Source organism: Xanthomonas sp. NCPPB 3582 (assembly GCF_041475735.2).
GTDB classification, from domain to species: domain Bacteria; phylum Pseudomonadota; class Gammaproteobacteria; order Xanthomonadales; family Xanthomonadaceae; genus Xanthomonas; species Xanthomonas codiaei.
This window is the reverse complement of record NZ_CM192968.1, coordinates 732211-754097: the sequence shown is the minus strand read 5'-3', so window position 1 is coordinate 754097 and position 21887 is coordinate 732211. Positions and strand designations below refer to the sequence as shown.

General features: G+C 66.4%; 23 protein-coding genes and 2 other RNA genes. 14 read left to right on the top strand and 11 right to left on the bottom strand.

Annotated features, from left to right (window positions below):
• The first annotated feature begins 2 nt into the window (after nt 1-2).
• The gene (locus ACCQ05_RS03170) at nt 3-221 is read left to right on the top strand and encodes a hypothetical protein (protein WP_228962709.1); all 219 of its coding nucleotides are present in this window, start codon (nt 3-5) and stop codon (nt 219-221) included.
• Nucleotides 222-349: 128 nt separating this feature from the next.
• Here the strand turns inward: ACCQ05_RS03170 and ACCQ05_RS03165 are convergent, their stop codons facing one another.
• The gene (locus tag ACCQ05_RS03165) at nt 350-562 is read right to left on the bottom strand and encodes a hypothetical protein (RefSeq protein ID WP_372392901.1); all 213 of its coding nucleotides are present in this window, start codon (nt 560-562) and stop codon (nt 350-352) included.
• Nucleotides 563-824: 262 nt separating this feature from the next.
• Here ACCQ05_RS03165 and ACCQ05_RS03160 point away from each other — a divergent pair, with 262 nt between their 5' ends.
• From ACCQ05_RS03160 to ACCQ05_RS03145, 4 genes are read left to right on the top strand one after another with little or no spacing between them, the layout of a single operon-like run.
• Nucleotides 825-1562, top strand: a complete 738-nt coding sequence (locus tag ACCQ05_RS03160; RefSeq protein WP_372392899.1) for a DUF3348 domain-containing protein — start codon at nt 825-827, stop codon at nt 1560-1562.
• A gap of 10 nt (nt 1563-1572) precedes the next feature.
• On the top strand, nt 1573-4230 hold the full coding sequence (locus ACCQ05_RS03155) for a DUF802 domain-containing protein (RefSeq protein WP_372392898.1): 2658 nt from the start codon (nt 1573-1575) through the stop codon (nt 4228-4230).
• Complete coding sequence (locus ACCQ05_RS03150) at nt 4227-4898, top strand: OmpA family protein (RefSeq protein WP_372392897.1); 672 nt, start codon at nt 4227-4229, stop codon at nt 4896-4898. The genes ACCQ05_RS03155 and ACCQ05_RS03150 overlap by 4 nt, the downstream gene beginning before the upstream one ends.
• Nucleotides 4895-5557 (top strand): DUF2894 domain-containing protein, encoded by a 663-nt coding sequence (locus tag ACCQ05_RS03145; RefSeq protein WP_372392896.1) that lies wholly within the window; start codon nt 4895-4897, stop codon nt 5555-5557. The genes ACCQ05_RS03150 and ACCQ05_RS03145 overlap by 4 nt, the downstream gene beginning before the upstream one ends.
• 266 nt (nt 5558-5823) lie before the next feature.
• Here the strand turns inward: ACCQ05_RS03145 and ACCQ05_RS03140 are convergent, their stop codons facing one another.
• A complete protein-coding gene (locus tag ACCQ05_RS03140; RefSeq protein ID WP_104542012.1) occupies nt 5824-6750 on the bottom strand; it encodes a LysR family transcriptional regulator in 927 nt (308 codons plus the stop codon).
• 124 nt (nt 6751-6874) lie between these two features.
• Between ACCQ05_RS03140 and ACCQ05_RS03135 the strand changes: the two genes are divergently transcribed.
• From ACCQ05_RS03135 to ACCQ05_RS03115, 5 genes are all read left to right on the top strand, one after another.
• Entirely contained in the window at nt 6875-7276 is a 402-nt protein-coding gene (locus ACCQ05_RS03135) for a Rid family hydrolase (RefSeq protein ID WP_104542014.1), read from the top strand.
• A 514-nt stretch (nt 7277-7790) separates the two neighbouring features.
• Nucleotides 7791-8960, top strand: coding sequence for a hypothetical protein (locus ACCQ05_RS03130; RefSeq protein WP_104542016.1), 1170 nt, complete (start codon nt 7791-7793; stop codon nt 8958-8960).
• 10 nt (nt 8961-8970) lie between these two features.
• Entirely contained in the window at nt 8971-9399 is a 429-nt protein-coding gene (locus ACCQ05_RS03125) for a type 2 periplasmic-binding domain-containing protein (RefSeq protein WP_372392895.1), read from the top strand.
• A complete protein-coding gene (locus tag ACCQ05_RS03120; RefSeq protein WP_372392893.1) occupies nt 9396-11528 on the top strand; it encodes a methyl-accepting chemotaxis protein in 2133 nt (710 codons plus the stop codon). Before ACCQ05_RS03125 ends, ACCQ05_RS03120 begins: the two co-directional genes overlap by 4 nt.
• A 601-nt stretch (nt 11529-12129) precedes the next feature.
• Nucleotides 12130-12867 (top strand): DNA/RNA non-specific endonuclease, encoded by a 738-nt coding sequence (locus ACCQ05_RS03115; RefSeq protein WP_372392892.1) that lies wholly within the window; start codon nt 12130-12132, stop codon nt 12865-12867.
• Between the two features lie 315 nt (nt 12868-13182).
• Here the strand turns inward: ACCQ05_RS03115 and ACCQ05_RS03110 are convergent, their stop codons facing one another.
• The 3 genes from ACCQ05_RS03110 to ACCQ05_RS03100 all read right to left on the bottom strand — a co-directional run bounded on the left by ACCQ05_RS03110 (nt 13183) and on the right by ACCQ05_RS03100 (nt 14480).
• Complete coding sequence (locus ACCQ05_RS03110; protein WP_372392891.1) at nt 13183-13518, bottom strand: hypothetical protein; 336 nt, start codon at nt 13516-13518, stop codon at nt 13183-13185.
• 63 nt (nt 13519-13581) lie between these two features.
• Entirely contained in the window at nt 13582-13812 is a 231-nt protein-coding gene (locus tag ACCQ05_RS03105) for a DUF1653 domain-containing protein (protein WP_104542024.1), read from the bottom strand.
• A 506-nt stretch (nt 13813-14318) separates the two neighbouring features.
• A complete protein-coding gene (locus ACCQ05_RS03100) occupies nt 14319-14480 on the bottom strand; it encodes a hypothetical protein (RefSeq protein WP_372392890.1) in 162 nt (53 codons plus the stop codon).
• 315 nt (nt 14481-14795) lie between these two features.
• Between ACCQ05_RS03100 and ACCQ05_RS03095 the strand changes: the two genes are divergently transcribed.
• Nucleotides 14796-15011: a hypothetical protein gene (locus ACCQ05_RS03095; protein WP_372393907.1), complete on the top strand. Its 216-nt coding sequence runs from the start codon at nt 14796-14798 to the stop codon at nt 15009-15011.
• 292 nt (nt 15012-15303) lie between these two features.
• Here the strand turns inward: ACCQ05_RS03095 and ACCQ05_RS03090 are convergent, their stop codons facing one another.
• Entirely contained in the window at nt 15304-17100 is a 1797-nt protein-coding gene (locus tag ACCQ05_RS03090) for a chloride channel protein (RefSeq protein WP_372392889.1), read from the bottom strand.
• A 230-nt stretch (nt 17101-17330) separates the two neighbouring features.
• Here ACCQ05_RS03090 and ACCQ05_RS03085 point away from each other — a divergent pair, with 230 nt between their 5' ends.
• Nucleotides 17331-17876 carry a hypothetical protein gene (locus ACCQ05_RS03085; RefSeq protein WP_372393905.1) on the top strand — a complete coding sequence of 182 codons (546 nt, stop codon included), beginning with the start codon at nt 17331-17333 and terminating at the stop codon, nt 17874-17876.
• Nucleotides 17877-17913: 37 nt separating this feature from the next.
• On the opposite strand, the gene map is transcribed toward ACCQ05_RS03085, so the two are convergent.
• Both map and ACCQ05_RS03075 read right to left on the bottom strand, forming a co-directional pair.
• The gene (gene map / locus ACCQ05_RS03080; RefSeq protein ID WP_372392888.1) at nt 17914-18690 is read right to left on the bottom strand and encodes a type I methionyl aminopeptidase; all 777 of its coding nucleotides are present in this window, start codon (nt 18688-18690) and stop codon (nt 17914-17916) included.
• Entirely contained in the window at nt 18687-18899 is a 213-nt protein-coding gene (locus ACCQ05_RS03075; RefSeq protein WP_372392887.1) for a ParD-like family protein, read from the bottom strand. Before ACCQ05_RS03075 ends, map begins: the two co-directional genes overlap by 4 nt.
• A 189-nt stretch (nt 18900-19088) precedes the next feature.
• Here ACCQ05_RS03075 and ACCQ05_RS03070 point away from each other — a divergent pair, with 189 nt between their 5' ends.
• A complete protein-coding gene (locus ACCQ05_RS03070; protein WP_372392886.1) occupies nt 19089-19595 on the top strand; it encodes a hypothetical protein in 507 nt (168 codons plus the stop codon).
• A gap of 209 nt (nt 19596-19804) precedes the next feature.
• Here the strand turns inward: ACCQ05_RS03070 and ACCQ05_RS03065 are convergent.
• Together ACCQ05_RS03065 and ACCQ05_RS03060 are read right to left on the bottom strand one after the other, a co-directional pair.
• Nucleotides 19805-19880, bottom strand: a non-coding RNA gene (locus ACCQ05_RS03065) — sX9 sRNA.
• Between the two features lie 89 nt (nt 19881-19969).
• Nucleotides 19970-20863 carry a LysR family transcriptional regulator ArgP gene (locus ACCQ05_RS03060; protein ID WP_372393903.1) on the bottom strand — a complete coding sequence of 298 codons (894 nt, stop codon included), beginning with the start codon at nt 20861-20863 and terminating at the stop codon, nt 19970-19972.
• Between the two features lie 107 nt (nt 20864-20970).
• Between ACCQ05_RS03060 and ACCQ05_RS03055 the strand changes: the two genes are divergently transcribed.
• Nucleotides 20971-21585, top strand: coding sequence for a LysE/ArgO family amino acid transporter (locus ACCQ05_RS03055; protein ID WP_372392885.1), 615 nt, complete (start codon nt 20971-20973; stop codon nt 21583-21585).
• 149 nt (nt 21586-21734) lie between these two features.
• On the opposite strand, the gene ACCQ05_RS03050 is transcribed toward ACCQ05_RS03055, so the two are convergent.
• Nucleotides 21735-21810: non-coding RNA, sX9 sRNA (locus ACCQ05_RS03050), on the bottom strand.
• Between the last annotated feature and the right edge of the window lie 77 nt (nt 21811-21887).

Genomic DNA, 21887 nt, shown 5'->3' with positions numbered 1-21887 from the left:
CGATGAATAACTCCCGCCGCCAGTCGATGACCGTAAGCAACCAGCCAGGCAAGCCGCGCCTGTCCGAACAGCGCCTGGCCGCCGACCTCGAAGCGTTTCAGCAATCCGGCGGTGCGATCGAACGCCTGGGCGATACGCCGTTGCGCCGCGACAAGAAGCGCGGCGCCAGCGAAGGCGTTGCCACCGCGGTGGCTGCAAAACCCGCCGCCGGCACCGAGTAAGACGCCAGCCACCCACATCTGCGCTGCAGCGACGTGGTAGCCATGCGTTGGCGAGCGTGCGGCTTGCCTGCGCGCTGCAGCTGGCCGCCGCCAGCAGCGACACGCCAGGGGGAAGTGCGCAACGCCAGTTACAGCAGTTGTGCGCGATCGATCGCGCCGAGCCGTTGCGCCAGTGAGGCCATTTCATTGGCCAGTTGGATCATGTTGCCGCCGGCCTGCGCCGCGATGCCCATGATGCGTTGATACGCGTCCCAGAAGTCCGGTCCACGGCCATAGGCCTCGTGGAATCCTTGCAGCTCCAAGACCAGCAGATCGGACACTTGCATGTCGGAGTGGTCCATTGTGTTACCTCGATGGGGCATTCCCCGGCCCGCAGCTTATACCTGTTCAGCTTACAAAACCGCGGCAGTCGTGCGACAGCTCCGGCAAACCTGAATTGGTTAAACAGCGCGCAGACGAGCCGGCGTCAAGAGGCAGGCGCCTCCCATCGGCGGCTTCGGAGGCGTCAGCCCACCTGCGCCGGCGCGACCTGTCCGCAACGGCGGTGCAAAGCGCCGAACGGCGCACATTCCCGTGTAAAATGCGCGGTCTTTGACCGGAACAATGGCGAAAGCTGCTCCACCGGCGCCCCTCTCGGGCCCGGCATTCATTCGCCTGCTGGCACGCCTGAGCGATGTCCGCATCGCCCAGTCCAACCATGCGCTGGCCGACCGGCTGAGCCAGTGGATCGACTGGACGCGCGCGGTGGCCGTGTCCAGGGCGCTGGACGGCAGGCTGCCCGACACCGACGACCTGCCTGAGCCACGCCCGCTGGATGCCGACGCCTGCGCGCGCGTGCGGGCGGAGCTGGCCACCAGCAGCGTGGCCGATCTGGAGGCACTGGTCGCTCGGCTGCGGGCCAGCGCGCGCAATGCTGCCGACTCGCAGGAAACGCCCCCCCCGCCCGACTACGCCCCGTTCCGGCAGCACTATCTGGCCATGCAACGCGGCATGCGCACCGCCACCGGCGACCTGCGTGGACGGCTACGCGACCTGCTGGCGCTGGTCTCCAGCGAGATGGCACGGCTGGCCGAAGTGGACGCGGTGATGGAACTGACCTTGAGTCCCCGCGAACAGACCTTGTTGAATACCGTGCCGGGCCTGCTCGGGACGCATTTCGAACGCCTGCGCGACGCCGCGCTTGCGCCTGGCTCGCCAGCCGATAGCGAGGCCGCGCCGCGCGCGGTGTCCGATGGCTGGCTGGATATCTTCCGCAAGGACATGCAGAGCGTGTTGCTCGCCGAACTGGATGTTCGTTTTCACCCGATCGAAGGCCTGCTTGCAGCGCTTCGTACCCGCTAACTGGGACGTCATGTTCAGAACTCTCGTACACGTGTGTGTGTTTCTCGTCGGCCTGCTGGCGGTTTGCTGGGTCGGTATCGGCTATCTGGGCTCCAATCCGCTGGGTGCCTGCGTCGCGGCGGTGATCGGCGCCTGCTATGTGGCCGGCGCGTTGGAGCTGTATCGCTATCGCCAGGCCACGAGCACGCTGGACACCGCGCTTGCCGGGGTGACCACGGCCCCCACCGCGCTGGATGCGTGGCTGCAGCAACTGCACCCCAGCCTGCGCAACGCGGTGCGCCTGCGCATCCAGGGCGCACGCGTGGCCTTGCCGGCGCCGGTGCTCACGCCCTACCTGGTGGGCCTGCTGGTGCTGCTGGGCATGCTCGGCACCCTGCTCGGCATGATGGCCACGCTCAAGGGCACCGGTTTTGCGCTGCAGAGCGCCACCGACCTGCAGGCCATTCGCGGCTCGCTGGCCGCCCCGGTGGAGGGCCTGGCCTTCGCCTTCGGGACCTCCATCGCCGGCGTTGCCAGCTCGGCCATGCTCGGACTGCTGTCGGCGCTGTGCCGGCGCGAGCGCCTGCAGGCGGTGCAGCGGCTGGACCTGAAGATCGCAGCCGAATTGCATCCGCATTCCGAAGCGCATCAGCGTGGCGAGGCGTTCAAGCTGCAGCAGCAACAGAGCGCCCTGATGCCCGCGCTGATCGATCGGCTGCAGGCGTTGATGGGCAGCATCGAGCAGCAAAGCATCGCCGCAGATCAGCGCCTGGCCGCGCAGCAGGCCGAGTTCCATGCCAGGACCGAAGCGGCGTATGCGCGGCTGGCGACCTCGATGGAGCAGTCGTTGCAGGCGGGCGTCGCCGCCAGCGCACGTGCGGTCGGCGCGGCCCTGCAGCCGGCGATGGATACGACCATGGCCAGCATCGCGCGCGACACCGCCAGCTTGCACGAGCGGCTGGCCCAGGCGGTGCAGCAGCAACTGGACGGCATCAGCAGCGGCTTCGAACGCAGTGCCGGCAGTACCGCCACGCACTGGGCCAGCGCGCTGGCCGCACAGGAGCAGGCGCAAGCCGCCCTCAACGCACAGGTGCAGGCCGCGCTGGAGCAGGTCACCCTGCAGGCCACCGCATTGCAGGAGGGTGTGGCCACGGCCGTGCAACAGCAATTGCTCGGGCTCAGTGCCGGCTTCGAAGACAGCGCGCGCACCGCGGCCGAGCACTGGCAGGCCGCACTGGCTGCGCAGGAGCGCACGCAGCATGCGCTCGGCGAGCATCTGCAAACGGCCCTGGCCCGGGCCGACCAGCGCAGCGCCGCGCTGCAGGACAGCGTTGGCGTGGCCGTGCAACAGCAGTTGCATGCGCTCGATGCCGGCATTGCACGCAGCAACGCCACCACCGCCGAGCACTGGACGGCACTGCTGGCCGAACAACGCAGCGCCACCCAATCGATCGGCACGCAGGTGCAGGCCACGCTGGAACAACTGGCCCTGCAATCCACCGCATTGCAGGACGGCGTCCGGCAGGCCGTGCAGCAGCAGCTGGAAGGCCTGACCACCGGCTTCGAGGCAAGCACCGCCGCCGCCGCGGCAGGCTGGACCTCGGCGGTTGCCGAACAGCAGCGTGCCAACCACGCACTCACCCAGGACCTGCAGCGCAGCCTGAGCGCATTCGCCAGCACCTTCGATACACGCTCCAGCGCATTGGTCGATGCGGTGTCCGCGCGCCTGGACCAGTCCAGCAACGAGGCGACCACTGCCTGGACCCAGGCACTGGCGCAGCAGCAGCAGGCCGGCGCGGCATTGGCCAACGAGCATCAGCGCGCACTGGCCGCGGCAAGTGCCAGTTTCCAGGCGCAGGCCGCCGCCCTGGTCGGCAGCCTGCAGCAGTCGCATGGCGAGTTGCAGGCCGCCTTGGAAGCACGCGACACCCAGCGCCTGGCGCTGTGGAGCGAGCGCTTCACCAGCATGAGCGCGGCGCTGAGCAGCCAGTGGGAACAGACTGGCGCGCGCGTGGCGCAGCAGCAGCAGGCCATCTGCGACACCCTGGCCAGCACGGCGAGCGAGTTGTCCACGCAGGCGCAGGCGCAGGCCAGCGCCACCATCGGCGAAGTCTCGCGCCTGATGCAGATCGCCTCCGAAGCGCCCAAGGCCGCCGCCGACGTGGTGGCCGAACTGCGCCAGAGCCTGTCCGAGAGCATGGTGCGCGACACCGCCATGCTGGAAGAACGCAGCCGCCTGCTGGCCACGCTGGATACCTTGCTCAACGCGGTCAATCACGCCTCCACCGAACAACGCGAGGCGGTGGACGCGCTGGTCACCACCTCGGCCGATCTGCTGCAGCGCGTGGGCAACCAGCTCACCGAGCAGATCGGCAGCGAAACCGGCAAGCTCGGCGCGGTGGCTGCGCATGTCAGCGGCAGCGCAGTGGAGGTGGCCAGCCTGGGCGAAGCCTTCGGCATGGCGGTGCAGCTGTTCAGCAGCGCCACTGGCGAACTCAACGAGCGCCTGCAGCACGTCGCCACTGCGCTGGATGCCTCGCTGACACGCAGCGACGACCAGCTGGCCTATTACGTGGCGCAGGCGCGCGAGGTGGTGGACCTGAGCATGCTGTCGCAAAAGCAGATCATCGAGGAACTGCGCCAGCTCGATCGTGGCCGCGGCGATGACGGCGCCGCGGAGCCGGCATGAGCGACGAGATCGAAATCGACGGCGAATCGGGCACCCCAATCTGGGCCGCGTTCGGCGACCTGATGTCGGTGCTGCTGGGCGCCTTCGTGCTGATCCTGGTCGGCGTGATCGGCGTGCAGCTGCAGCTGTCCAGCCGCCTGGACGAGGCGGTCAAGCAGCAGCAGGCCGAGGCGCAGCGCCGCAAGACGCTGGAGCAGGCGCTGGCCGCGCCGCTGGCGGCCGGCCGCGTGACCCTGGTCGATGGCCGCATCGGCATCCGCGGCAATGTGCTGTTCGCCTTCAACTCCGACGAACTGCAGCCGGAAGGCCGCGAGGTGTTGAAGTCGCTGGCCGCACCGTTGGCGCAGTACCTGGCCGCGCGCCAGGAGATCCTGATGGTGAGCGGATTCACCGACGACCGCCCGGTGCTGGGCGGCAATCGTCGCTACGCCGACAACTGGGAGCTGTCGGCGCAACGCGCGCTCACCGTGACCCGCGCCTTGATCGCCGAAGGCGTGCCCGCCGCCTCGGTGTTCGCCGCCGCCTTCGGCTCGCAGCAACCGGTGGATTCCAACGCCGACGAAGCGCGCCGGGCAAAGAACCGCCGGGTGGAGATCGCACCGATCGCGCGTCCAGCCACCAGGCGCCACGACGCGCCGGTGCCGGCGCCGGCCGCATCGTCACGATGAGCAGGCAGGCAGCAACCGCGCGCGCGCGCCTGCAACGCTGGCACGCCGAAGGTGCCGGCCAGGTGGATCCGGTGCGCTTCCACCTGCTGCAGACCCTGGCAGCGCGCGCCGAGGCGCAGGACGACGCGGCGGTGCGTGCGGTGCTGGAAGACAGGCTGGCCGTGCTGGTGGATCGGTACGCCGCAGTGATCAAGCAGGCAGATGCTGCACGCGCAAAGTCGCGCGCCGTTTCGCCCGCGCCCCAACGCAGCCGGTTGGCTGCACTGAGCGACCAGCTCGCCGGCCACGCGGCGCTGATGGAAGTGGACAGCCGCAAGACCGCCGCCGCCGATGCACTGCAGTTTCCCGAGCTGCCGGCACTGGACGATTTCCGTCGCACCTGGACCACCGTACGCACCGCCAGCCAGGTGCGGCAATCGCTGCAGGACGCGCCCAAGGACGCCGGCCCGCTCAATTCCAGCGTGCTGGTGCATCGCTGCATCAGCCTGATGCGCGAACGCTCGCCGGGATATCTGCAGCATTTCCTCGGCTATGTGGACGCCTTGTCCTGGCTCGAACAGATGCATACCGGCGGGGTGCTGGCCGACGAAACCGCGGCGCCGGTCGGCACGCCGGCAAGAAAGCGCAGCCGCAGCGGCGCTGCGAAGCGGCGCAGCTGAGGGCGGCATTGCCCTGCGGCGGCAGTGTCCGTGACGCCGTTGCAGGAACAGTCGCAATCACCCACTGCATGCCTGGCAGGTGGCAAGACGGCGCCGCATCAGTGGCAAGCACCCGGATCTGCGCGGGGCCGCGCGCGTCGCTGCAAGCACTTCGCCTCAAGCGGTCGTCGCACGCCCGGTTTGCGCAGCTGGGCCGATACGCTGCCCACTCCCGCCTGCAGCGGGCACATGGGCGCACGCAGGACGTCGAGGGTGCGACTCTACTGTCATCGCATCGCCGGTGTAATCACCGGCGCATGCTCCTGCATCAGCGCAATCACCCAGTCGATGAAGGCACGCACCTTCGTACTCACGTGCCGGTTGGGTGGAAACACGATCGACAACGGCATCGGCTCCAAAGACCAGTCGGTGAATACCGGCACGAGCTCGCCACGGCTCAGCGGCGCAAGCGCCATGTACTGCGGCAACCACAGCACGCCCATGCCGGCCAACCCGGCGGCGAGATAGGCATTGCCGTCGTCGCAGGCCACCGCATAGCGGCCTTGCACCTTTACCTGCTCGCCATCGCGCTGCATGACCAGCGGCCACGGCACACCATCGTCCCAGCGCATGAAACCCACCGTGCGGTGCGCGGTGGTTTCCAGCTCGCGTGGATGCGTCGGTGTGCCCAGGCGTGCCAGATAGCTCGGCGCCGCGTAGACGCCGGCCTGCAGGTCGCCCACATGGCGCGCCACCAGCGACGGGTCGATGCCGGTACCACCGCGCACCACGCAGTCGACACGTTCGCCGATCAGATCGATCTGCCGGTCGCTGGCTCCCATGTGCAACTGGATGTCGGGATAGCGCGCATGGAAGGCGGGCAGCGCCGGCATCAGGATCAGCCGGGCCAGCGGACTGGGCACATCCACCCGCAGCCGCCCGCGTGGCACGCGCGAGGCATCGGACAAACTGGTTTCTGCATCGTCCATGTCGGCCAACAAGCGCACCACCCGCTCGTAGTAGGCCGCGCCGTCGGCAGTGACCGCCACCCGACGTGTCGTGCGGTTGAGCAAGGTCACCCGCAGGCGCGCCTCCAGTTGCTGCACCAGTTGGGTGACGCTGGCGCGGCTCATCTGCAGGGTGTCGGCGGCCTTGGTGAAGCTGCCGGTCTCAACCACACGCGCAAACGCCTGCATCGCATCGAACCGGTCCATCAACGCTCCTGCACCAAGATTGTTTGGATTCTACAAACAGTGTTGGTCGAGACCGCGCATTTATCGCGCGCCTCCAGGCGTTTAGGGTGGACTTCCATTCTTGATGTCGTCCAGGGAGAGTTCCATGGCAACACGTGACGTTGTTTTTCCGCAGGGCCGCCATGCACTGTACGAACGCCACCGGTATTCGCCGGCGGTGCGTGCCGATGGCTTGATGTTCGTTGCCGGCCAGGTCGGTAGCCGCGAAGACGGCTCGCCCGAGCCGGACCTGGATGCGGAGATCGCACGGGCGTTCGACAATCTCGATGCCGTACTCCGTGCCGCCGGCTGCACCTCGCAGGACGTGGTGGATGTCACCTTGTTCATGGTCAACCCCGAGGTGGTCTTCGAGGCTGCCTGGGGGCGCTGGGCCGATTATTGGGGTCCGGCGCCCTACCCCACCGTGACGGCGGTGGGCGTGACCTGGCTGGCCGGCTTCCGCTTCGAGATCAAGGTGATCGTCAAATTGCCGAAGGCCGATCGGTAACTGCGCGGGGCAGCGAGCCGGGCCATTGCATGGCCCTGCTCGCCGCTGCCAGTGGAAGACCGCTATTGCGCTTGCCGGTTGCTGCGCCATGATCGCCACGCGCGCAGCGCCAGCGCGTGGCACGGCACTGCAGCGGTTGCCGTTGCACCCTACCGAACACGGTACACGTCTGCCGCCCGGCGGCGATGCCACCGACGCGGCGACGCTGGCATGCCTTTGCCGCGCTGGCAGCGCATGCGGCTGAATCGACACGTGGACGATCACGTCCGAGCCACCGGCCGGGACACCAGGCACCAGGCACCAGACAAGACCGAATGTATCGCGTCGATAGCAGCCGACTATCGTTCATTCCTGGATTTTTCATCAGTCTTAACTGTTGGGCGGAGTTGTAAAAAACCCGCTAAAGCAAGACGGCAGACGGCCGCTACCGGTGACACGAGCGTTGAGACGCTCATCACCGTCATGCCGCGTGCGTTTACGACGCCGCGTCCGTCACTCTTCAGCCGAGATTGCAATGAAATTGACCGTCAAACTGCTCAGCGGTGCGATTGCCCTGGCCGCGTCGACCTGCGCCCATGCGCAGGAGGATTCCATGTTTACCTTCAGCGGCTTCGGCACGCTGGGCGTGGTGCATTCGACGGAAGATCAGGCCGACTTCACGCCGGATATCCAGACGGTGGAAGGCGCCGGCGCCAGCCACTCCACCTCGGCCCGCCCGGACTCGCGCATCGCCGGCCAGGTCAATGCCAACTTCACCGACAAGTTCACCGGCGTGTTGCAGGTGACCAGCGAATACGCCGAGCGCGGCGATTACGATCCGAAGGTGACCCTGGCACACGTCAAGTACCAGTTCGGCCCGCAGTTCGCTGCCCGCCTGGGCCGCATCACCGCACCGCTGTACATGCTGTCCGAATACCAGCGCGTGGGCTATGCCACCCCATGGGTACGTCCGCCGTACGAGGTCTACAACTACCTGCTGCCGATGGACGGCGTCGAAGGCGTGTACACCGTCAACGCCGGCGAAAGCGTGGTCAGCGTGCAGGGTTTCTACGGCCGCATCAATTCCAAGAAGGCCGACGTGTACGCCATGCGCGGGCTTGCCCTGGGGCTGGAGTCGGGCGCGTCCACCTTCCGCGCCGCCTACATCGTGGGCACCACCGATTTCGATACGCCACAGCTGGAACGGCTGTTCTCGGTGTACCAGCGCATCAACCCGGCCCTGGCCGACCGCATCTCCACCTATGGCGTGGACGGCAGCTTCGCCAGCGTGGGCTATGCGTATGACCCGGGCAGCTGGTTCCTGCGCAGCGAAGTGATCCAGGCCGATTACTCGCCTTCGCTCAACGGCAAGACCACTGCCGGATATCTGAGCGTCGGTGGCCGCTTCGGCACGCTGACTCCGTCGATCACCTACGCCAACGTCGACCGCAAGGGCCCCACCGTCACTGCGGGCCAGGACCCGGTCGGCGTGATGCGTCGCGCCGTGGCACAGGCCGAAAGCGGCCGCCACAGCTTCACCGCCTCGTTGCGCTGGGACGTGCGCGAAAGCATGGCGGTCAAGCTGCAGGCCAGCCACATCAACAACAACGCCGGCTCGTTCGGGTCGTTGAACAACATCCAGCCGGGCTTCCGTCCGGGCGGCAGCTACAACCTGCTGTCGGCGTCCGTCGACTTCGTGTTCTAAGAGAGCGCCCATGAATCTTTCCAAATCCCTGGCAGGTTGCGTGCTTGCCGTGTTGTCGAGTGTGGCGTTCTCGGCCAGCGCCGATGTGGTGGTGGTGATGGCGGCCAAGGGTGGGCCGGACAGCCTGAGCGCCGCGCAGGTCTCGCAGATCTTCCTGGCCAAGTCCAACAGCCTGCCCGGCGGCGGTGCGGCGGTGCCGATCGACCAGGAAGAAGGCGCCGCCACGCGCGATGAGTTCTACAAGAAGGTCGCCTCGCGCGATGCGGCGCAGCTGAAGTCGTACTGGTCGCAGCTGATGTTCACCGGCAAGGCCCAGCGTCCCAAGCGCGTCAGCGGCGACGATGCGGTCAAGAAGGCGGTCGCCGCCACGCCGGGGGCGATCGGTTACATCAGCGCCAGTGCTGTCGACGCCAGCGTCAAGGTCGTCCTGAAGCCGTGATCCGCCACCTGCTCGAGAGCCACATCATGCGCCGCATTCTGTCGTTACCGTTGTTCTGGAAAATCCTGATGCCGGCAGCGGTGGCAATCGTTTGCCTGTCGGGCTATGTGGCTTTCAGCACGCTGGTGTTTCAACGCAACAACGTCCGCCTGGAGGCGGTGCGCGACGTGCATTTCCCGATGCTCGACGCGATGACCCGCAACGTGGCCGCGCTGGACAAGCTCATCAACGGGCTCAACGGTGCGGCTGCCGCAGGCGATGCGGACATGTTGGCGGCCACCAAGCCGGTGGCCGACGATATCCACGCGTCCTACCTGAAACTGCAGAAGGCCGATCCGGCCAACGCCAAGGAGCTTGCCCAGCTGGGCAAGCAGTTCGACGACTACTACAGCCTGGCCCATGGCGTGGCTGCCGCATTCGTGGAACAACGCGAGCCCGATGCGCAGCAGATGAGCGCCATGGCCCCGGCGCTGGAGACCTACCGCACCACCCTCACCGCCATGCAGAAGCGCGCCGATGCGCGCTTTCGCGGAACGGTGCAGGAGGCCGTGGACAGCTCGGTGACGGCCAGTATCGGCGGTCTGGTGCTGGGCCTGGTCGGCGCCTTGGTGTGCATTGGGTTTGGCTGGATCGTCGCCCGCGCCATCACCCAGCCGCTCAACCGCGCGGTGGGCATTGCGCATGCGGTGTCCTCGGGCAAGTTGGACAACACCATCTCGATCGACCGCAACGATGAAGTCGGCCAGCTACTGCAGGCCATGGACAGCATGCAGCGCCAGCTGCGCCGGGTGATTCAGGCGCAGACGGAAATGGGCCACAAGCACGAGGCCGGCATCGTCAGCCACCGCATCGCCGAGCAGGAATTTCCCGGCGAATTCGGCAGCATGGTGCGCGCCAGCAACCTGCTGGTGTCCAGCCATATCGCGGTCACCATGCAGATCGTGGCACTGACCGAGCGCTATGCCGCCGGAGACCTGTCGCAGCAGCTGGAGGCATTGCCTGGCGAGAAGGCGGTGATCAGCCAATCGATCAACGACGTGCGCGCCAGCCTGCTGTCGATCAACGGCGAGATCAAGCGGCTGGCCGCCGCCGCGGCCGCCGGCGACTTCAGCGCGCGCGGCGACGAAACCGCCTTCGAGCACGATTTCCGCCAGATCGTGATCGACCTCAATCACCTGATGAGCACCTCGGACAAGAGCCTGGGCGAGTTGTCGCGGGTGCTGCAGGCCATTGCCGGCGGCGACCTGACCACGCGCATGCAGGGCAGCTTCGCCGGCGTGTTCGCGCGCATGCGCGACGATGCCAACACCACGGTGGAGCGCCTGACCGATATCGTCGGGCGCATCCAGCATTCGTCGGCGGAGATCGACACGGCGGCCGGCGAGATCGCGGCGGGCAACCAGGACCTGTCGCGGCGTACCGAGCAACAGGCCGCCAACCTGGAAGAAACCGCTGCCTCGATGGAAGAACTCACCTCCACCGTCAGGCAGAACGCCGAACACGCGCATCAAGCCAACGAACTGGCACGCAACGCCGCCGGCGTGGCCGCCAAGGGTGGCGAGGTGGTCAATCAGGTGGTGGGCACCATGACCGGCATCGAGGCCTCGTCGAAGAAGATCGCCGAGATCATCAGCGTCATCGACGGCATCGCCTTCCAGACCAATATCCTGGCCTTGAATGCCGCGGTGGAAGCCGCACGAGCCGGCGAGCAGGGCCGCGGCTTCGCGGTGGTGGCAAGCGAGGTACGTAGCCTGGCACAACGCTCGTCCGGTGCCGCCAAGGAAATCAAGGAATTGATCGACGCCTCGGTGGGCAAGGTGGCCGAAGGCTCGGCGCTGGTGCATACCGCCGGTGCCACCATGACCGAGATCGTGGCCAGCGTGAACAGTGTCACCGACATCATGGGGCAGATCACCGCGGCATCCAGCGAGCAGTCGGCCGGCATCGAGCAGGTCAACCAGACCGTCATCCAGATGGACGAGACCACCCAGCAGAACGCCGCCTTGGTGGAAGAAGCCATGGCCGCCGCACGCGCGATGGAAAAGCAGTCCAGCACCCTGACCCAGCTGGTCTCGTTGTTCCAGCTGGAAGCTGCAAGCGCGCAGCACCTGGAAAGAGACGTCGCCTAGTCGTTGAAACCGACCATCGTCGGATGCGTCGCTGCCCTCCTTGCGCACGGTTGCGGATGGAGGGCTCATCTATCCACTGGCATCGACCACACGGCCGATCCGCAGCGATATCTGCTGCGTCGGGCGTGCGTGCGTGCGGCATGGACACCCATTTCTATGGCGTGTCCGCCTCGCCCTGGCATGGTCCGTCGTCATTCGGATGCCGGCATGTCTCTGGCCGCGAGCGGCGTGGAGACCCGGGCGTGGAAACCCGGGCGCAGCGACGGGCGCATTGCCCGCGGGCGCGGCAACGCAACACCGCACAGCGTGATCGGCAGCCGCGTCAGCGCGCGCAAGGCATTACCAGACGCTTATTGCGCACCTGCCACGGCGGGAAAATAAGCGACTCAAATCACATTTTTATCGAAGAAACTGGTGCGACCGCACATTCTTCACGCATACGTCACCAACAAGCAATATCCGCATGCGATAGCTGTCGTGCTCGCTAGACAGCGAGCCCACTGTCGTCCCCTTCCAGCGCGCGTCCGCTGAGCGTCGATCTGCCCACCCGCAGTCGGCGGTGGCTTCGTGCGTCCGATTGATTCCAAGGAGATTCACTCCCATGCGCTTACGGACCCTGTTTGTCGTTCTGCTACTTGCCGCTGTCAGTGCCACTGCAAATGCCCAGGTCGTCACCCTCAACAAGGGGGGTTACACCTTGCGCTACGACTGCACCAATCGCACCGCGCTGCGTTATGAGTACGTGCTGCAGGCCGACACCGGCTCGGCCGCCCGTCCGTCCAGCTTCAACCTCGATACCGAATTGCCAAGCGGCTGCGCCGGGCAGACCTCCACCGCCTCGTATGCCAGCGTGCGCTCCGGCTACGACCGCGGCCATCTGGTGACCTCCAACCACATGGACTACAACGCGACCTATATCCGCCGCGCCAACCTGATGTCCAACATCGTGCCGCAGGTGTCCAGCTTCAATCAGGGCATCTGGGTGCGTGCCGAGAACGTGGCCGAGTGCTATCGCGACATCGCCAGCGTGCAGGTCTACGGCGGCGTGATCTACAGCGATACCAGCAACGACTATTTCCTGACCAGCCACAGGATCCGCACACCGGACTTCTTCTGGAAGACCATCATCACTGCCAACCCGGGCGGCGGCACCCGCGCCATCAGCTGGTTGATTCCCAATAGCGCCAACCTGGGTTCGCTCGACAGCTACATCGTCAGCATCGACGAACTCGAAGACCTGTACGGCGCCAGCACCATCGGCATCACCGCACCGGCGGCGGTCAAGGCGATGCTGCCTGCCACCACCTGGCCGCAGCCGAGCAATTGCGACCTGGGCTGAGTGGTTCTACCCATCGCAGTCCATCGCCCGCCTGGATCAGGCGGGCGATGTTGCTTCCCGCCGACGCAATGCTGCGCAACGTGCGCGCGTTGCCGATGCCAGGAAAAGCGTCAGCGATGATCGCGCCAGGTCGCTCGATCCCGACGCGATTCTGTCTGCAGCCGATTGCATGGACCGGGCGTGGTCATCGACGACGCCGTGATGGGCCGGCACGCAGCACGCAGCGATCAGGCCACTCACGCACCCCGCAAGGGCCGGATGCAGGTCATGCATGTAGCCAGCGCCGGGGCGACTCCACGGTGGCATTGCTCCCGATCAGGGCGTGGGCGCATATGCGGCAAACCACGCGGCATAGGGCGTGTTCTTGACCAGGTGCCGATTGAGGTCCTTCGCGCCATCGGTCCACCACACCGGGCCGCGCTCTCCCAACGCCACCTTGGCGGCGTTCACTGCGCCACGCGCGGTCGCCAGCTGGGCGGCGTTCTTCGCAGCCAGTGCCGCCTTGACCGCACGTCGCGCCTCCATCAGTTCGGCGACCAGGCGGGCACGCACCTGCACGCTCAGGTGCGGATTGGCGGTACGCCATAGCCGGCCCCGCACGACCAGGTAGCGGCCGTCCGGCGTGGTGAGGGCAGCAGGCGATGCAGTCATCGCGCTGTGCTGCCGTGGATCAAGATCTGCGCACCGCGCATGGGAGGATCGCCACAGCCGCGCTCACCCCTCGCGTGCAAAGCGTGGCTGCAGGACACCGTCCACATCCACCTGCTCGACGAACATCGCATATGGCCGCACCCATAGCCCGATCTCGCTATCGAGCGGCCGATACAGCACCAGCGGTTCCAGGGTCTCGCTGCTGCGCACCAGGCCGAGCACTTCGTAGCGGCCACCCTTGAAGTGCCGATAGTGGCCCAGTGCAAGCGTCGGCAGTGGCGGCAGCGTGTCCATGGCAATGGGTCCGATCGGGCAGGCCCTGTAGTGTAGGTGCTTGCGCAGCAATGGCTCGCGAGCCGTCGCGGTGCGAGCGGCTCGGCGACAGGGAGCTTGAGTGAAACGCTGCCCTGGCAACATCCAACGCCAGGCGCTTCAACGAAGCAGCAAGCGGCAGTCGAAGCGGCAAGCATGTCTGTCTGGGCGGGACGATGACGGGCAGATCGGGGGCCACAGCTTTGTAGAAGACACGCACGGACGATGGCCGGTGGACCAAGCACGCGGCTGGCGGCTCACGCGCGACTTCATGACCCACGCTGCGGCGGTGTCGACCAGCTGGGTTCCAGCAGCTTGACCGACCGCACGCCGGCAGGCCGGCAAGCCCGCGCGCATCGATCAGAACGTCGGCTCTGTCAGCGGACAGTGGCAAGCCCGGGCCCCGCATGCGCAGTGCGGCAGAGGATGTCGCGGCGCCGGCTGTCCACCCCCTCCTGCAGCCCCATCGCCACACCCGATCGATCTGCTTACGCATCCTCCTCGATCTCGGGGTCGTCACCATCGTCGTCGATTTCGGTATTCTCGTCCGGGCCGTCCGGCAGCGGCTCTTCCTGCTTGCCGGGTGCCCGGACTCCGTTCGCCTGGCCCGGCTCCTCGATGCGTGGGGCGCCGGTGTGGTGGGTGCGCATGCTCAGCTCCTGCGGCAGAAGGCCGCCTGCCTACCCTCCTCCCGGCCGTGTGATGCATGCGTCGCCAGCGTGCGCGACAGCAGCGCCGCCATCCTACTGCCCATCACCAGGCCGGCCGCAGATGCGACTGCCTCGGCCGGCATCGGCATGGAGGGCCTGGCACGGGTTCGCCATGCCGCCGTCGCAGTCAGCGCCTTGCCCAGCGGACCGACCCACGTACCGGGTGGCGCGAACACGGGCGCCGGCGCTTGGATGGCCTGCATCCGGCCGCCAGCTGTCACCGTACACAAACGCATGCCCTGGGGAGACGCCACCATGCCGAGCTTGCACTGTGATCTGGAAGACCTCCTCGCCGCGTGGAGCGCGGAAGCCCGCACCTTCGATGCCTGCGACATGCCGGCCTCGGCGCTTGCCCTGCGAACCTGTCACCGTCGCCTGTCAGAGCTGCTGAGTGCGCATACCGTGCAAACGCCGGCTGACTGCAGCCAACCCGTCGCCGGCACGCACGGCACCTCCGCGATCACGCTGTAGCCATGTGCGAGTGCCGTGACCAAACACGGCCGCCTACCAAGCACGAGCAGGCTCTGCAGCTGCGAACAGAACGTCGCGCGCGATCGTCGGGTGGTCGTGGACGGCGCGCTCGAAAACCGAAACGTACGAGTGCCACGCGCCACCTTCGATTACCGGACGCGCCTGCCTGGCGGCTGCGCATGCTGATAGTGGCTCCTGACGGCATTGCGCCGGCCGCATGGGTGCACACATGGCCCGGTAGATCCCGTAGCACCCGACCTGCGCCTCATCCTGTCCCCACCGCATCCGGGACTCAGTCGTCGCCGCTGGTCCGCTCGCCCATCAACTCGCGTTCGCGCCGTTCCAGTTCCTCGGCATAGCGTTTGCGGACAAAGCTTTCCGACAGCACGCCCAGCACGTGGCGGTCAGCATCGATCACCGCCAGTTCGTCGGCCTGGGTGGCATCGAACACCTTCATGATCGCCACGATATCGGTCTGCGCCAGCAGCGCCGCATCGCGATGCCGGGCGTAGTCGCTGACCGGCGCGTCCAGCTGCACGTTGTCGGCATACAGCACCGCCAGCGGCACCACGCCAGCGTACTGGCCGTTGGCATCCTCCAGCACCACGCGCTGGGTCGACCCCAGCGGGAAGCGGCGCCGGAACTCGGCAACGCTGATGTCGTGCGCGGTGTGGTTGGCATCCTTGCGCATCATCTTGCCGGCCGACAGATTGCGCACCCAGCCCACGTCGCGGGCGCTGCGGATGTTTTCGCCGCGCAGATGCAGCCGCCAGGTGGAGAACGAATACCCAAACACCTGGCGCACCACGGTGTTGGCCACCAAGACCGCCGCCATCACCGCGCTGGCCAGCACGAAGTCGTGGGTACCCTCCAGGATCAGCATCGCCATGGTCATCGGCGCCCCGACGATCGCCGCCGCCAGCGCCGCCATGCCCACCAGCGATGCGCTGGTTGCATCCACGGCTGCGCCACCCAGCAACAGGTTCAACGCCACCGCGAACAGGCTGCCCACCAGCGAGCCCATGAACAAGGAGGCGAAGAACAGCCCGCCGCGGAACCCGAACCCCAGCGAGATACCCGACGCAATGCACTTGAGCACCAAGAGCGTGGCCAGTACCTGCAGGCTACTGCTGCTGGTCAGATCCAGATGCAGCGCGCCGTGGCCCGACGACAGCACCTGTGGCGAATACAGCGCCAGCGGAATCAGCAACAGGCCGCCGATGACCGGCCGGCCCCACATCGGCAAGTTGATCCGTCCTACGCCGCGCTCGATCCCGGCCACCAGGCGCATCACCGCGATGCCGATCAACGCGCACACCAGACCGAGCGCGATATAGATCGCGTAGTCGCGCGGCTGCAACTGGTACGCCACCGCCGCCGGCAACGAGTACGGCGCCGCGCCGAGCGCATCGGCCATGAACGCGCCGGCCAATGCCGCCGCCGCCACCGGTGCCAGCGCCGACGGCGTGTAGGCGCCGATCACGATCTCGAACGCATAGAATGCTCCGGCCAGCGGCGCGCCAAAAGCCCCGGCGATCGCGCCCGCCGCACCGGCACCCATCAGGGTGCGCATGTCGGCGCGACGCACCCGCAAGATCCGGCCAAGCTGCGAGCCCGCTCCGGACCCCATCTGCGTGTACGTCGCCTCCAGCCCCACCGAGGCGCCGAAGCCGTTAGACAACAAGGTCTGCACCGCAACGATCAGGTTGTCGCGCATCGACATGCGCCCGCCATGCAGTGCGTTGGCTTCCACCGCATCCACCAGCGCGCGCTTGCGCCGCCGCGCCATCAACGCCACCAGCCCAACCAGCAAGCCGCCCAGCGGCAGGACCAGCAGCTGCGTGGGGGTGATCGTGCTGGCCGTACTGAGCCGCGCCTCCGGGCCAAGCCCATACAACCAGGCCTGTAGCGCGTGTGCGATTCCCGCCTGCACCACCATCAACGCTGCGGCGATCAGGCCGACCACCGCAGCAAGGCCGATGAACCACAGGTCGTTGGCGCGCAGCTGCCGGCGCAGCCAGTCCAGCGGCCGGCGCAGCTGCGCAGCCGTGGCGTGCAAGGCCGGCGTGTTGAGGGAAAGTGGCTGCATGGCACCAGTGATCGCTGGATCAGCACGCCGGCGGAGCCGGCATCTGCTGGGGTGCCCAGTGTGCATGAGCGCTGCTGACCTGGGCCAATCCGGCGTGGTGATGACGTGGCAGCCGCACGGCAGGCCTCACCTGGGCGCACAGATCAGAATCGGCTGCGACGCCGTGCCGCCGCATGCCGTCGGCAGGCAGCGCGCATGCGATAGTTCGCTCGCTCGACCAGGGCGGCGCGATGGTCTATCTGCTGCTGATAGTGATTGTGATCGAAGGCATCTTGCTGATCAGCTGGAACCGCCCGTATTTCGGCTGGGGACTGCCACTTTTCATGCGGCACATTCCGCTCAGCCGCGATGCGCTGGCCTGTTTTTCGCTGGCACAGATCGAGCCTGCATTGGATCAGTCGCGCTTGCCGGACCTGCGCTTGCATCGGTTGTCCGAGCATGTCTACGGATTTCGCGAGACGTTCCTGGTCTTTGTCGGCCCCGTCTACCCGATGATCATGCGCGGGCGCATCGAGATCGATCGCAGGCAACGCAGCATCGTGATCACCGACTTGTGCAATTGGACGGTGGTGTACGTGGTGGCCGCCATCCTGCTCCCGGCGGCTACCATCAAGCCGGCGATGGCGGCGATGTTTCTCGCCGGCCTCGGGCTGGCCTACGCCGTACAGCGCCGGCGATTCGGCAACGTCGAAACCACGGTGCGGAGGCTGCTGCAGACCAACACCGTCCCGCTGGTCCCGCGCCCGCCTGCCGGAGCCGGGCGAGCGCGCCCGTAGTGCTGCAGCGCCTGTGCGCAGCGCAATGCGGCCTGGCTCACTCCACCGGACACAACGGCGTCTCGCCCGGCCGCAGCGTCAGCACCCGCACACCGCTGCGCGTCACCGCCACCGTGTGTTCGAACTGCGCCGACAACTTGCCATCGCGGGTATGGACCGGCCACTGCTCCGGATCCGAGCGGATCGCCGCGCGCCCCTGGTTGATCATCGGCTCGATGGTGAACACCATGCCTTCCTGCAGCGCCAGGCCGGTGCCTGCATGGCCGTAGTGCAGGATCTGCGGATCTTCGTGCATCTCACGGCCGATACCGTGGCCGCAGTATTCCTTGACCACGCTGTAGCCATGGTCGCGCGCATGCCGCGCAATCGCATGTCCGATATCGCCCAGCCGCGCGCCCGGCCGTACTGCGGCAATGCCTTTCCACATTGCCTGATACGCGGTGTGCACCAGCCGGCACGCCGGATAGGCAACCTCGCCCACCAGATACGTCGTACTGGAATCGGCGATAAACCCGTTCTTTTCCAGGGTGATGTCCAGATTGACGATCTGCCCGCTGCGCAACACGTCGTCGGCCGAGGGCACACCGTGGCAGACCACATCGTCGATCGAGGCGTTGAGCACGAAGGCGAATCCGTACTGGCCCTTGCTCGCGGGCCGTGCGGCGAGCTCATCGACAATCATGTGCTCGACGAAGTCATTGAGCTCCAGCGTACTGCGGCCTTCCAGCGGCAGCTGGTCCAGCGCATGGAACACCTGCGCCAGCAGCTGGCCGGACGTGGCCATCAAGGCGATCTCTTCGGGCCGTTTGATCACGCCCGCCCCGGCTTCAATGCCGGGGCCCTGACACCGGCTGCGCGCAGTTCCTGCGCCACGATGTCCTGAAACGACGACTCCGGACGCAGCTCGCACAACATGCCGACCTTGATCCAGAAATTGGCCTGCGCGTTGATCGACCGGCTGGTCACCGTGCAGGCGCGCCGCAGCTGGTCGTGCAGCTCGTCATCGATGTTGACGATACCCATGGGCACTCCGGATAACGAATATATAATTCATATGCGAATCATATAATTCCTGCCAGCACAGTGCCACCGGGTCGCGCCGCCATGGCGACAAGCAGCCACGAGCATTTGTGATCGAGGGCGCGTGGTGCATGATCGTCACCGGCATGTGCGTCGCGCACGCCGCCGCCCTTGATCGCTACGGAGGTCTATATGCGTCATGCACCACGCCCGGTCGCCATTGCTGCCGCGACCAGTCTTTGCCTGGGACTGCTCCATTGCATGCCGGCATTCGCCCAGTCCTCGGGCAAGACCGATCTTGACCTGGTTTGCATCGGTATCGGCGAGCGGGTGCAGGCGCATGACAATGCCGGTTACCAGTGGGACCCGAAGCGGCACAAGTATGTCGAGCGGACCGGCGTGGATTACAGTCAGACGCAGATGGAAGGATCGGTTCAGATCGAGATCCACGACGGCCAGGGGCGCATCCATCCGCCCAAGCGCCTGCTGCCGCCACTCAAATCCGGCGGACACGACGGCTGGTGGCCATTACATGATTTGCGCGTGGGCGCCGATCGTATCCAGGCCTCGTACAAGCTCAATGGAATGAACTCCCCCACGGTGGATATCGATCGACGCAGTGGTCGCTTGACCCTGACGGGAATCGAAAAATTTGAAGGCCATTGCAGTGCGGTGGATCCGGGCAAGAATCAGTTCTGACGAAGATGCGCACGCCTGATGGTGATGGCGCGTCCTTGCGATGACGACGACAGACATTGCAGCCGGATCGATAGCCGGATTCTCCTCAGTGCGACGGATGGAAAGCGCCAATAGCGGCTGACCGAATGTTTTCGGCAAGACGAATGCCAGTGTTGACCGAAAGTGGTGGCCACGCACGCTTGGCCGCAACACCATCAGACTGTTAGAGCGGCCAAAAAAACGTAGCGAGCGGTCGTCAGGTGGGTGCGGACGGCGTGGAGGAACCGCAGTGTACGCGTGGTACATGCCGCACCGAGCACCGACCGCGCCCGCCTGGCGGCCGCGCAGTCGTTTTGCTAGCTGCTCTTAGCCGATCTACGCAGTGCAGCGCCCCATCATCCGTGCATCGCCGCAGCAGAGGCCGCCCTGATCGCCTGGGTGATGTGCTGCAGCGTGCTGGATCTCACCGCCGAGTACTGCCAGTACAGCGGCACATCCACGTGCCGTGCCGGGTCCATCAACACCACCGCACCGCGCTCCACCGCAGACGCCGCCAGCGTATCGGGCGCCAGGCACCAGCCCATCCCCATCGCAGCTGCACTGACAAAGCCCATCGAGGTGGGCAGGTAATGCACCCGGGGCGACAGCTTCGCCCGGGTGATCTTCCGCATGTAGCGTGCCTGCAGATCGTCCTTGCGGTTGAAGGCCAGCATCGGCGCGGCCGCCAGCGATGCAGCGGACACCCCATCGCCGAAGTACTGCTGTACGAATCCTGGCGCTGCGATGGCGACGTAACGCATCGCACCCAGCCGATGCACATTGCAGCCCTGCAACGGCCGGGGTTCGGATGTCACCGCGCCAAGCACACTGCCATTGCGCAACAACTCCAGCGTGTGATCCTGGTCATCCACGCGCACGTCGAGCACATAGCCATGCTCGCTGTGCAGGCTGGCCAGCGCCGCGATCACCCAGGTCGCAAGCGAGTCGTCGTTGACGGCGATCGCCACCGCATGCGCCTGGCCCTGCCGTCCTGCCGGCATGAATTCATCGGCCACTTCCGACTCCAGCGCCTGCAGGGGGCGCACGCGCCGCAACAGCTGTTGGCCGGCCGCGGTAGGGCTGCAGGGCGCGCGTCGGACGATCAGCAGCTGACCCAGGCGGTCCTCCAGCGCCTTGATGCGCTGGGACACGGCTGACTGCGTGATCGACAGCCGCCGCGCGGCAGACTCGAAGGTGCCCTCATCCAGCACCGCCAGGAACGCCGCCAGCTGCGGATGCATCAGGATCATCACGCGCCCTCGAATCAGTTTTTCTAATGGTCAAGCAAGATTACGCGTTTGTCTAATGGCATGATCCAACCCATTCTGTCCGCAGCCAAGTGGAATGGAACCGAACGATGTCCATCGCGCCCCTGATCTCCGGGTTTCTCTCGGGTGCCGGCCTGATCGTGGCCGTTGGCGCGCAGAATGCCTTCGTCCTGCGCCAGGGTGTCAAGCGTCGCCATGTCGCGCAGGTCGTCGCCCTGTGCGCCCTGGGCGACATCACGCTGATCCTGCTCGGCGTGGCCGGCATCGGTGTCCTGGTGCAACGCTACAGCGGCTTGCTCGATGTCCTGCGCTTCGGTGGCGCCGGCTTCCTGCTGTTCTACAGTCTGCTGGCTGCCCGACGCGCCTGGCAGGGAACGCCGGGGCTGTCGGAGAGCGGTCGCGATCAGACGGGGCTGGCGCGCGTCATGCTGACCTGCGCCGCCTTTACGTTCTTGAATCCGCATGTCTACCTGGACACCATGGTGCTGCTGGGCAGCCTCTCCACCCGCTACCCCGGCCAGCTGCGCTGGATATTCGCCCTCGGCGCCTGCCTGGCCAGCGTCACCTGGTTCACCACGCTCGGATTCGGCGCCCGCCTGCTGCAACCCATCTTCCGCAACCCCACCGCCTGGCGCGTGCTCGATGCACTGATCGCCCTGTTCATGGCCGCCCTTGGCGTTGCGCTGCTGGTGCGTCCGCTTTGATTCAAGGGATGCGTATCTGTCAACGGGAGTGTGCGGCCCAGATATTGAAGTCGAAGAGCGAACAGATCTCACGCCTCGCAGCTAGGTCATTCCCCATCGGCGGAGATGTCGCATCACGCACAAACGCCCAAGCACGCCGCGCTCAGAGCGGCCAACAAAACGTAGCGAGCGGTCGTCAGGTGAGTGCGGACGGCGTGGAGGAACCGCAGTGTACGCGTGGTACATGCCGCACCGAGCACCGACCGCGCCCGCTTGGCGGCCGCGCAGTCGTTTTGCTAGCTGCTCTTAGCGTCGCCCAGAAA